Genomic DNA, 12378 nt, shown 5'->3' on the forward strand with positions numbered 1-12378 from the left:
GTGGGATGAGGTATTTAACTTTTTTTGATGCCAAGTGCGCTTAATGACATCCGGATATCATAGTTGCCTTTAAATTCGTACTCTTCATCAAAAACCTTTTTAAAGTTATAAATATTTTTAAAATCATCTTTCGAGTCTGTTTCTGTTTTCCCCATCAAACCGCTTTCAACAAGATTGAAGACGATATTCCCAAAATCAATGTCCTCTTTTATACCCCATTGTTCAAATACAGTTAAGGCCATAAAACCAAATTGCTTCAATGCATAACGTTTAATCCCCTCCAAAAGTTCTTTTCCCGTCACATGACGGCCTGAATCAGCGGCCTTATATTGAGTTTTGCCGAGCATGTTTGTGGTAAATTCGAGCGCCTCGAATACAAATTGATAAGCCATGGGAGAATAGCGCGGGTCTTTTTTCTCTATTTCCTTTATTTTGTTCCAGGGGTTTTTCATTTTTGTTTCTCCAAGAAAAAGCTTACCGTATTTCCAGGGAAAATATTAAATGTAGAGACGCATTGCATGCGTCTCTACGTTATGTCAGTAAATTCTCTTGTGTCAACATTTTCTTTACGCGCAACAGTTTCCAGACGCATGCAATGCGTCTCTACAAAAATATTGAAATTCCTACGCAGGGCAAGCCAGAGCCAAACAAGCATGAGATAAAAAATACAAAGCGCGAAGCACGAAATACGAAACAAATTCTAAATTTTAATTTCACCCCCTGCACCCCCGCCAGCGGGGGGACATTCTCCCCCTTTGGGAAGGGTAAGGGGGGGAGGATTTTATAATTTGTTTCGCAAAGAAATTGCTGATAAGGTACTAAACATTAACTTTCAGCAGGTCTTTTAGATTTTTTATTAAAAGGTCAATTTCTTCCTCCGTTCCTATCGTAATGCGCAGGCAATCGTCAAGCCGTCTTATGTTAAAGTATCTTACCAAAATCTTCCGCTTTCTTAATTCATTATATAAATTATGTGCAGAAACCCCCTTCATACATCGGGCTAAAACAAAATTGGTGTGAGATGGATAAATAAAAAATCCCATTCCTTCCAACGCCTTTGAAAGAGACTCCCTTGTTTTTCTGATTTTCACAACATGCCCCATCATGGTCTTTTGATCTTCCATAGCTGCGACTGCGGCTACTATGCCTAACCGGTCAACATTATATGAGTCTTTTACTTTCATCATCCCTTGTATAAGAGATTCTTGCGCTACGCAAAAACCAAACCGAATGCCTGCAAGTGAATATGATTTTGAGAGTGTACGCAAAAGGAGTACATTGTCATGCCGTTCTACCAATGACAGGCAGTTCTCATCAGAAAAATCCGCATATGCTTCATCAATAACAAGCACTCCATCAATTTTCGACGCCAGTCTTGATATTTCCCGGGGAGAAATCATTGTGCCCGAAGGCGAATTGGGGTTTGCGATAAAAGAAACTTTTGCCCCTTTTACGATGAAATCTTCAGGGAGGGTATAATCCTCCGCAAAATCAATCATACATGCAGCGCCGTTTTGTAATTCAGAAAGGGTTTTATAGAGCATGTAGGAAGGGTAGGGAAAGACTATTTTATCACCAGGCCCTGCAAAACTGCGAACTATTATAGAAAGAAGATCGTCCGATCCGTTCCCGGCCATGACACGTTCCGGTTTTGTTTTAAGTACTTCCGCAATTTTTAATCGCGCCGCCATTGCGACCGGGTCAGGATACAAACGAAGCGTTTCGTTTAATGAATTACGTATTGCTTCCAAAACATGCTGTGACGGCGGATAGGGATTTTCATTTGTATTTAGCTTTGTGTAAACACCATCCCTTGGTTGTTCACCCGGTATATAACCGGTCATTTTTTCAATGTGTTCTTTAAAATAACTCAAGAGAATGCTCCAATGAATAAAACAGTAGTGATAGTGAGTCGCGAACTACGTTACTTTCAACGCACGGACGGCTTTTTCCCGCCTGTAGCCAATCTGATTTTAACCGATTTTGCATGCGCATCAAGTCCCTCAGATGCTGAAATTTCAGACACATCCTGCTGTACGCTCCTCAGCGCTGATTGTGAATAGGTGATAACACTTGTCCTCTTAATGAAATCATTTGCCGATAAGCCGGATGAAAAACGCGCAGTGCCTCCGGTAGGGAGCACATGCGATGGTCCGGCGATATAATCTCCCAGAGCCACAGGAGTGTAATCTCCCACAAATACCGCCCCGGCGTGTTTAATGCCTGATAACACGGATTTTGGATTCTGCGTCATAATCTGTAAATGCTCGGGAGCAATGGCATTGGAGAGCGCTATGCATTCGTTCATATTTTTTGCGATAAAAATTACTCCATATTTGCTGAGGCATTCATTTGTGCCGGCAGAACGACTGAGTGTTTTTATCTGCAGGGTTATTTCTGCTACAACCTGTTTTGCCAACAGTTTTGAAGAAGTAACTAAAAGAGAAATACCAGGCGTGTGTTCCGCCTGAGAAAGCAAATCAGAAGCTATATATGATGGGTTTGCATGGTTATCGGCAATAATTAACACCTCGCTCGGACCAGCAAGCATGTCTATTCCCGCATATCCGAAAATTTCTTTTTTGGCAAGCGTCACAAACACATTTCCAGGGCCTACAATTTTGTCCACCCTTGGAATGGTTTTCGTTCCAAAGGCAAGCGCAGCAATTGCCTGAACACCGCCGATTTTGTATATCTCACTAACGCCCGCCTCTTTTGCCGCCACCAATCTCTCCGGAGGAATATTACCGTCTTCCTTTGGGGGAGAAACCATGACTATTTTCTCCACTCCGGCAACCTGGGCTGGAATGGCGTTCATCAATACGGTAGAAGGGTACGAAGCCGCCCCCCCGGGAACATATATCCCTGCGCTGTCTATTGGGGTATAGAGTGTATCAAGAATCACCCCTTTAGACCTTAGTTGTTTTACGTTTTGAATGCGAATATGGTTCTGATATGTTTGAATATTTTTTATTGCAAGGCGTATTGCCTTTATAAATTTACCGGTTACATATTTATAAGCGTCTTCAATTTCCTCTTCTTTTACCCTGAATTGTTCCGGCGAAAGAAGCGCCTTGTCAAAACGTTTGCCATATACGGCAATGGCCTTGTCTCCATTTTTTTTTACATCCTGAATGATTTTGAGTACGGTTGTTCTGATATCTGAAGAACTATTTAAAGGGTCTAAGCCTTGTTTGATTTTTTCGATCTCCAGGCTTGCATCGCATTCCCATGTTTTAAGTATCCGCATCATTCATTATCCAAAAAATTAACGAGGCCGGTGGCCTCGTGTTATAAAGACATAGAAAATATTGAAAAAAATTATATTTCCTACGGTAAATGTTGTCAAGGAAAATGAAAAGACGTCATCAAAAGCAAGGACTGGTCATTCATGGATATTGTTTGATGCCGGATTATTGTCACCTTGAAGTAAGGAATCCGGCCATTACTACTTGAAACAAATAAGCTTGCAAATCAGAAATAGGGTTTCTATAATGCAAACATGCCACTGGTAAAATGATCAATCCCGGCAAAATTGTACAAACATCTCAACCAGTTAAATTGGGCATTTTCAGCTATTTCCCCCTCCTTCGCTTAAATAATTCCGCTTGTATAAAGGCTAATAGCATATAAATAAGTACCATGGATAATGTTTACCACTTAGACCTGAATAGCAAAAACATACAAGGGGCGAAGATCGCTTTATTGCCAGGCGACCCCTTTCGGTCCCAAATTATTGCAGAGAGCATTTCGAAGACATACGGAACCGGCAACGAGAGACTCGCCTGGAAACGCGAGTACTGCTCATATCTTGCTGAGGTGAATGGACAAAAAATCCTCATTACCTCAACGGGAATCGGGGGACCCTCCGCATCAATCGCCGTAGACGAGTTGGCACAATTGGGGATACAAACTTTTATCAGAGTGGGAACATCAGGTGCAATACAGGAATATATCGATATTGGAGACGTTATTATCACTTCCGGTGCAGTCAGGCTGGATGGCGCATCAACGCATTATGCCCCCATTGAATACCCCGCGGTTGCCAACCATGAAATTATTTATTCACTGATAGAAGGCACAAAAGATTCCCGGATAAAATATCATGTCGGTATCACCGCATCATCGGATACTTTTTATCAGGGCGAAGAAAGAAGCGATTCGTTTAGAAAATATACCTTAAGAAAATTTCAGGGAATAACAAAGGAATTGCAGTCCCTCAATGTGCTCAATTACGAAATGGAGGCGTCCACGGTATTAACCCTCACCGCATCCATGGGACTAAAAGGAGGATGTATTACCGGAGTTGTAAATAAAAGAGACATGGAGAAGATAACGGAACAATGTCTTAAAACAGGGGAAACTCATTTAATTAAAGCAGCAATCGCATCCCTGAAATATCTGACAGATCTATCAGTACCTTATCAGTAATTTCATTACATTTTTTGGCAAAATATTTAATTGTTCAATCTGCAATTGGCAGTCGGCAAATTGCAGATTGAGGACTGAGGATTGCCGATTGAGGATTGATAATTGAGGACTGTTTTCCGAAACATCTTATTATAAACATTTAAAAAAAAGAGAAGATTGCTATTTATGCAAAACAAAAAAGATTTCAGATCAGGATATGTTGCGGTAATAGGGGAGCCAAACGTAGGCAAATCCACCCTCATTAACAATTATATGGGGTGTAAATTATCCATCGTTACCCATAAACCCCAAACGACAAGAAAAAAGATTATGGGCATATTAACGAAGGAGAACTATCAGATTATCTTTTTTGATACTCCGGGCATTATAGAACCAACATACGAACTACAAAAATACATGGTGAAAACCGCTTACAGTGTTATTAAAGAAGCGGATATACTCCTTATGATGGTGGAACCTTTTAAACAACCTGCAAAAATACACAGAGACGTAGTGAAGAAACTCGCCGCCTTTAACAAGCCGATACTGCTGGTAATTAATAAAGTGGATATGGTAGAAAAGGATAAACTCCTTCCCATTATCGCTTCATATAATACGTTAATGAAGTTTTCCGAAATTATTCCCATTTCTGCAAAGGAAGGAACTAACCTTGAACGCCTGCTTTCTCTTATTGTGCAGTATTTGCCAGAAGGCGAGCCGCTGTATCCTGAGGATTCTATTACCGATTACAATGAGAGATTCCTTGCCGCCGAAATTATCAGGGAAAAGGTCTTTGAGTTTTATGGAGAAGAAATTCCTTATTCTGCAACGGTGGAAATCGAAGAATTCAAGGAGAGGGAAAAAGGCAGGGACTATATCAAGGCGATTATCTATGTTGAACGGAAATCGCAGAAGGGAATTATTATCGGCGAAGAGGGCAAGGCAATCAAGCACGTGGGCGTCATTGCACGAAAAGATATCGAGGATCAACTGGGAAGGGAAGTATTTCTTGAACTGCACGTCAAGGTCATGGAAAAATGGCGAAAAGATACACATAAGTTAAAAAGGTTGGGTTATCAATAACAATGTTGGATATTGAATCGTTTTCCACAGAAAATTTTTCGACGGCTTACCGTAATATAGTTGCCATGTGCAGCGCTGCCGCACGTCATGAAAACATCTCTTTCATACTGGAAGGCACGGAAAAATTAATAAAGGAAGAACTTGTCCGGTGTATCTGGTTCGGACAACACATTGAAAAGGAAAATTTGCGCACGGACGATGGCCTCCGCCTGGAAATCCTTTCTCCGGGATGGTGGAACAATGAAGAAGGGCCTGATTTCAAACATGCGGAGTTTTTTCTGGAAGGAAAGGGATTGATAAGAGGCAGTGTCGAAATCCATGTATTTGCCTCCGACTGGATACATCACAAACATGAAAACCAAAAAACCTACGACGCCGTATGCCTGCACGTGGTTATGTGGAATGATCTGAAGGGGAGATGCGTCAAAAACTTCTCCGGAAAAGTAATCCCCCAAATAACATTATCACTCTATCTGGAGGCAGAACTTGATGAGATAATTGAAACCATTGATGTTGGATCTTACATCGGCAACAAACAGGTTATCCCGGGATATTGCAACCTGGAGATGCGAAAACAAAAAATAACACAACAGTGGATCGGGGGTTTTCTTGATTACGCAGGAGATGAACGCATCCTTCAAAAGGCAAAAAAATATGAAAAATGGATTGAAAACAAACCTTTCGAACGGGTTCTTTATGAAGCAATAATGGAATCGCTGGGATACAAAAACAATAAGAAACCTTTTCTGATGCTGGCCTCACTCGTTACTGCAGAAACGATTCAATCTTTTGTGCCGGAATATACTCCTGCTCAGGAGAAAAAAATCATAGCCCAGTCCCTCTTGCTCGGTATGGCAGGATTATTACCCATGAATGAGGAGGAGACAAAAAGATTTGATGATGAAACCATACAGTATTTTGACCGTATTTTCTCAACATGGCAGGGCATAAAAACAAAAATACCTCAGACGCCCCTGACCAGGGAAAACTGGTCGTATACAGGGATCAGGCCTGCAAATTTTCCCGACAGGAGAATTGTTGCCATTGCCAACATCCTATCGGAACACCTTGACAATGGACTATTCCGGTATATATTGCGTATCTTCCAAAAAAGAGATGCTACGAAAAAAAACACACGGCGATTTAAATCATTCGTCAATGAACTCCTTTCTCCCTTTCTGGAAACCCATGACGCATATTGGTCGTATCGTTACACCCCAGGTGGCAAGAAGCTGAACAAACCGCAAAAACTCCTTGGAAAAGAAAGGACGTCAAACATTTTTGTTAATGTGATCATCCCGGTCATGTTCGTATACGCAAGAAAGCATAACGACAAGGCATTAGAAGAAAGATTACACTACATTTACAGAAACTACACACCTCATCCTTCCACCAGCGTTACAAAATTTATGGGTACTCGTATATTTGGAACATCAATGGTTTCAAATAAAGTGATACATTCCGCAAGAAGACAGCAAGGGCTTTATCAGTTGTTTAAGGACTTTTGTGAAAACGATACGATTAGTTGTAACAAATGCGCCTTATATGCAGCCATGAACAAAGAATAACGTATTTAAAAAACAGAGTGCCAAAATGAAAAACCTAAAGTTCTACATTACAGGGATACTTGGCTGTTTTTTAATCAGGATATTGCTATTTACCCTGCGAATAGAACATGAACCAGAGGGAAGTCTGGAAAAGATAAAAAAGTCATTAAATATTTATACTGTTTGGCATTGCACACTGCTTTGCCTTGCATATATTGGCCGTAATACAAATGTACAAGTACTTGTCAGCCAGCATTCTGATGGTGAATACATTGCAAGGGTAATTAAAAGGCTTGGCTTCAGCGTTATCAGAGGCTCTACCACCCGGGGAGGCGCCAGGGCGGTAAAGGCGCTAATGGATAAAACAAAGGCAGGGTACTCAATTGCAATTACCCCTGACGGACCCAGAGGGCCGCGATGCGTGGTGCAATCAGGATGTATATACCTTGGCAAAAAAACAGGCGTACCCATTCTCCCTGTTACGGTCGGAATGTCAAATTACTGGAAACTTCCAAGTTGGGACAAATTTCGCATACCAAAGCCGTTTTCCCGTGTGTTAATACTCTATGGCAAACCCTTGTTTATCCCCCCACAACTTAACGATGAAGAAATGGAAGCATACCGTCTATTGCTGGAAAGAACCATGTGCGAAATGATGGAAAAAGCAGATTTACTGGCACAGCAAAAATAACCTGTGTTTAGTACCTTCTCAATAGTTTCTTTGTATTTTTTGGGAAGTGTCCCTACATTTACTTTTTATTTAGCTCATTGTAAAGGGCGATTTGTTCTTCCACGCTAAGCTGTCTCGGTTTTTTCTTGTTGCACAAGCACATGGAACAGCGTTCATCGCTGCAAAACTGGCAACTAAAGCAGTCGTCACACGGATGTTTTTTGTCTTTACAATTTCCCATTATCGTATAACCATGCCTGCCCGGAAACTCCTGATGGCGCAAAGATTTAAAATACCTTTTAAACTACTATCCCTCACCTAGCAAACTGCTCAGGAAGATTCTTCCTAACACTGTTGAAATATTCTTCAGTTCTCCGGGGGGCAGCGCATAAAAACCTTTCCGCATCACTTCTTTATCACACCGCAATGATGCGTCAAAAATATCATTTATTCCATCATCCCGGATAATCTCAAATCTCTCCCCTTTTTCATCCTCTCCCTGATACGGCACTATTTTCCCCATGACATAATTCTTCAGACTCTCTTTAAAATCTTTATGTGACGCCGCCATTAAACGATCCGTTGTCGCTCTGCCAAATTTTCTAAAATACATTACTTTGTCTTCAACACTAAGCGCATGGTCCATTGACGCCGGCAAATCCATCGCAAGATACCTGTTCACCCTTCCTGACAACGGGCGTAAAAAATCTCCATTTCCGCTGCCTCCTTTTACGCCGCTAAATCCAGTAAAAACAAACGATGTCCCCCGTTTCCACTTCCCAGTAGTTTGGTCAAAGGAATAGCCAATTGCGCCAGCATCCTGTTCAGGCATTTCACGGCTAATGCCTTCCATTCCACCGCCGGATTCATCATAAAAGGCAACCTGTTCCAAATAGGGAAAGAAATGACTCTCTCCCCTGCAATTCATAGTAAATGCATCCTGCAGAAACATTGACTGTTGTGTTTCTTTTGCCTCAAACCTCTTTGACCGCCACTCCCAACAATCGCTGTAATCCCCCGGCATACGCCGGTTAACCATTGCATACACCATGTCGGATTGTTTCTTACACTGCGCCCAGTGATTAACGAGTTCTCTTTCCCGGCGGGCAATGGCGTCAGATGGCCTTGTTTTTAAATAGAGATCATACCATTTCCGCGATTCCTCAAATTCGTGCGTCTGCCTGTTCAGTTTCCCCATCCATATCATAGCCCGGGTATCTCTGGAATTTGATTCCCACATCGTCAAAAATTGTTTCTTTGCCATTTCATACTCTTCGTGCAAAGCCAGGAACCTTGCATACTGGTACTGAATGCCGGTATTTTCGGGATATAATTCCACGGCGTCATTCAGCCAGTTTTTTGCAAACTGGTAATATTTCCCCCCCCGCCCTTTGTCAAAATCTCCCGCCTTATCCATGATTAACTGAAAGAGGGAGAGAGAGATCTGATTATTTAAGAGATATTCCGTTACTATATTATTTGCAAGAAAGTAGTCGCCGTAATGAATATTTGCCATTGCTATCGCTGTTATGACACGCGTGTTTTTTGTCAAATCCTCCGGCAATTCCATGATTATCCTGTAAAACGCCTCTCTTTCAATGCCGCATTTCACCACATTTTCCAGATAACGGGACATTTCCTGGCGGGGTAGATTCGATAGTTGTATTTCATCACATACTTCTTTCGCCTTCTTTTTATTGTTCATTGCCATGAAACATTCCATCATGCCCAGTTTATATGATGCATCTTCACGCATACGATAGAGTTGTTCATAAACCTCCAGCGCCTCCTGAAAATTCCCTGCTCTATATTCAGCCATCGCCAACTGCTCCGTTATGTCCGCATTATTATGCCCGGACAGTTCATCCGCAATCTTCCAGGCATGAAGCATGCGGAGGGCAGTCACCTTTGATGCATCAAAGAATAATTCATCCTCAAAGAACTGCTGCGGCATCGTATCAGACCAAGAAGAAGATTCCGCCAGTGATGCTCCAAGCGCCTGAATGGATTGGTAATGTTCTTCCATTTGTCCACTGGAAGCGAACAACGATATTGAAAAAACCGCCGAACCATAATCGGCGTTCTCCAGCGCTGCTAACAATTCGACGCCTTCGTAAGCATAGAGCAAAACGGAAAGCATTGCGGCGGTGTATTTTTCTTTCTGCGTTCCCAACAACACCCCAATATCTCTTTCTGCCTCCCGATGCAAGCCCGCTTTGATTTGCGAAAGTATCCGCAATGCCGACACCCTTGATTTAGGAAAAGATTCATCCTCGCCCCATTTTTGCAATAATGAATCGGATTTTTCGATAAGCGCCTCGTAATCTTCCAAGCCATAATAACATTCCAGTTCAATAAGCTGCGCCTTGTAATCATTACCGGTATTTTGTTCAAAAGCCTGCAACATTGACAATGCCGTTTCATAATTTTTTACAATAGAGAAAAGCCCTGCCTTTGCAATATTCAGTGCGCTACTGGTCTCCGGCGTGTTTTCAAATTGACGCAAAATTTCCATACTGTTCTCCGGCATATCCAGGAAAGCATATTGAAGAGACAGCTCCCCTGCGATAAGGCTATTCGCGCCGTCCATTTCCAATGCCTGTTCCAGAACCTGAACAGCCGCTTCCTGTTTCTTATTGGCAGTTAATGTGTTCACTATGGTGAAAAGAGTCTTCCCCCACCGCTCCGAAGCGATCTCCATACCTCTCCATAAACATAGCGCTTTCTCTGTCTCCTCCAAAGACAAATACATCTCCACCAGGAAATCCCGCCGGTCATCGGACATTTCTATTTTGTCTATTCCTTCTTTTACCGCCTTTGACAGCAGCGACCATTCCTGCGCTGATGAAAGGGCTTTAAAATACCCAAACCAGATATCGCCATTTTCCGGCCATCTACTGATCAAATCCTGATAGAGAACAATAGCGCCCCCATAATTCCCCAGCCAAAACTCAAGGTCGGCGCGAAGTTGCAACATCTTCAATGTATCGCTTTCCTTTGGCATATGGGCAAGTATCATCCTCGCCTCCCTAAATTGCCGGGTTTGCACGAGTATGTTCAATTTCAAACACAAGACCTCCTTGTTGGAAGGATCAAAAAATAACATCGTGTCGCACAATTCAAGTGCTTCGTCAAATTGTCCTGTTCTGAAAAAAGCGTCTGCAAGTTTTTCTAACGCATAATTCTTCTCCTTTAGCTCATTTAATAAGGGAACAGCCTTTGTGGTGTCATTTTGCATCACGAAACAACACGCCTTGCCCAGTTTTGCCTCTAACACTGTTTCAGAATAAGAAAGTACCCTGTGAAAAAGTTCCAATGCCTGCGCATAATCGCCAGACCGGTAATAGTCCCATGCCCGCACGACATCCTCATTTTCCCTGCCGTTTCCACCTTCGCCAGAAACCCCCATTCCTTCTGTTGAATAATGCGGGGCATCCATTTCGTCAAACACGCCATAATCATCCTCCCCATAATGAGTTTTCCGTACAATCGATAACAGGTTAGATTGTCTTTCCTTCGTTACCGCAATATGAGGCGAATTTTCCGGCGCTTCCTGCGTTTCCGCACGATGATTGTTGATAATAGTTGCCTGAGGATATCCGTTTTTCCGCAGCATATCAATATCTCCCTGCAAATCCGACCGTTTCCCTGCCCCACCTGCAAGAAGGAGGTAATAGTGACCATCTTCCTTTATCCGTGTGCGAATACCGGTGGTACGGGAGATATATTTAGAACGTCTTTCCGCTTCTTCCCGATTGGTGATATGGGCAACCCGGATAGCATAGAAAGCGGCGGAATCATCCGCTCTTTCCGGTTTATTCTTTAATATTGGCGGCCTGGCGTTTGTTTTATCCGGCAATATTTCCATGATAGCAGGAATAGCGCTGTATGGGTCATTCACCACAGATGCCTGTGGATATCCATTCGCCCTGATAATGTTTTCAGACTCCGACAGATCAGAACGGCTCTCCGCTTTCCCCGCAAGGAGGACATAATAATTTTGAGTGGTTCTTTTTATACAAACGGGAAGAAATATGTGTTGCGACAACTGCTTCGCGCGCTTCTTTGCTTCTTCCGGATCAGTGATATGAGCGACTTGAATGGTGTACAAACGGGACGCCAGCGTTTGCGCAGATGTATCGGGGTTATTGAAAGAAGCGTATCCATCCGGCAAACCCAAAGAATATGCAATGGTTCTCTGTGCCGCAAAAAAGATACAGCATAAAATGAAAAAACAAACACTTACTTTCATTCGTATAAACAATGTATTTTAAATTCCAAATTACAATTTCTGTAACTTCTCAATAAGTTATTGTAGTTCTGTAGGGAAAAATACAAAAGATGCGCTTGTTTAGAATTTCAAATTATTTGTAACACTTTAGTTTTTTGAAAAATCCCAGCAATCTGGATTCTAAGCCCACGAAATTCATGTAGTGCGACGAGGTTCGTCGCACTACATGAATTTTCGTTCTCATACCCAAGTAGCGGCAAGGCATGCCTTGCCGCTACTTGGGTACGTACTGGCGCTGGAAACTCCATTCGCGGGTTCAGGTTTGCAACCCAATGTCATTAAGTTAAGAATTATTGTAACACTTTGGTTTTTAAAAAAACGTGTTACCGATAAGCTCCGTCGGAGCAACCTGTTTGTAGATAGGATACCATAACAGA

General features: G+C 42.3%; 8 protein-coding genes. 4 read left to right on the plus strand and 4 right to left on the minus strand.

Translation table 11 applies throughout. From position 1 onward, the window contains the following. Nucleotides 1-14: 14 nt before the first annotated feature. From ABJL82_RS09250 to hisD, 3 genes are all read right to left on the minus strand, one after another. Nucleotides 15-452, minus strand: a complete 438-nt coding sequence (locus tag ABJL82_RS09250) for a Minf_1886 family protein (protein ID WP_099324110.1) — start codon at nt 450-452, stop codon at nt 15-17. A gap of 366 nt (nt 453-818) precedes the next feature. Continuing rightward, nucleotides 819-1874, minus strand: coding sequence for a histidinol-phosphate transaminase (hisC, locus tag ABJL82_RS09255; RefSeq protein WP_347274445.1), 1056 nt, complete (start codon nt 1872-1874; stop codon nt 819-821). Nucleotides 1875-1930: 56 nt separating this feature from the next. Continuing rightward, nucleotides 1931-3253, minus strand: a complete 1323-nt coding sequence (gene hisD / locus ABJL82_RS09260) for a histidinol dehydrogenase (protein ID WP_347274446.1) — start codon at nt 3251-3253, stop codon at nt 1931-1933. Between the two features lie 389 nt (nt 3254-3642). Between hisD and udp the strand changes: the two genes are divergently transcribed. From udp to ABJL82_RS09280, 4 genes are all read left to right on the plus strand, one after another. Then, the gene (gene udp, locus ABJL82_RS09265) at nt 3643-4431 is read left to right on the plus strand and encodes a uridine phosphorylase (RefSeq protein ID WP_347274447.1); all 789 of its coding nucleotides are present in this window, start codon (nt 3643-3645) and stop codon (nt 4429-4431) included. Nucleotides 4432-4596: 165 nt separating this feature from the next. After that, nucleotides 4597-5493: a GTPase Era gene (gene era / locus ABJL82_RS09270; RefSeq protein ID WP_347274448.1), complete on the plus strand. Its 897-nt coding sequence runs from the start codon at nt 4597-4599 to the stop codon at nt 5491-5493. Nucleotides 5494-5495: 2 nt separating this feature from the next. Then, a complete protein-coding gene (locus tag ABJL82_RS09275; protein ID WP_347274449.1) occupies nt 5496-7061 on the plus strand; it encodes a DUF2851 family protein in 1566 nt (521 codons plus the stop codon). A 25-nt stretch (nt 7062-7086) separates the two neighbouring features. Next, nucleotides 7087-7731 (plus strand): lysophospholipid acyltransferase family protein, encoded by a 645-nt coding sequence (locus ABJL82_RS09280; RefSeq protein WP_347274450.1) that lies wholly within the window; start codon nt 7087-7089, stop codon nt 7729-7731. Nucleotides 7732-8017: 286 nt separating this feature from the next. Here the strand turns inward: ABJL82_RS09280 and ABJL82_RS09285 are convergent, their stop codons facing one another. Beyond that, entirely contained in the window at nt 8018-11974 is a 3957-nt protein-coding gene (locus ABJL82_RS09285; RefSeq protein ID WP_347274451.1) for a tetratricopeptide repeat protein, read from the minus strand. Nucleotides 11975-12378 lie beyond the last annotated feature (404 nt).

The organism is Candidatus Kuenenia sp. (assembly GCF_039794105.1).
Classification (GTDB): domain Bacteria; phylum Planctomycetota; class Brocadiia; order Brocadiales; family Brocadiaceae; genus Kuenenia.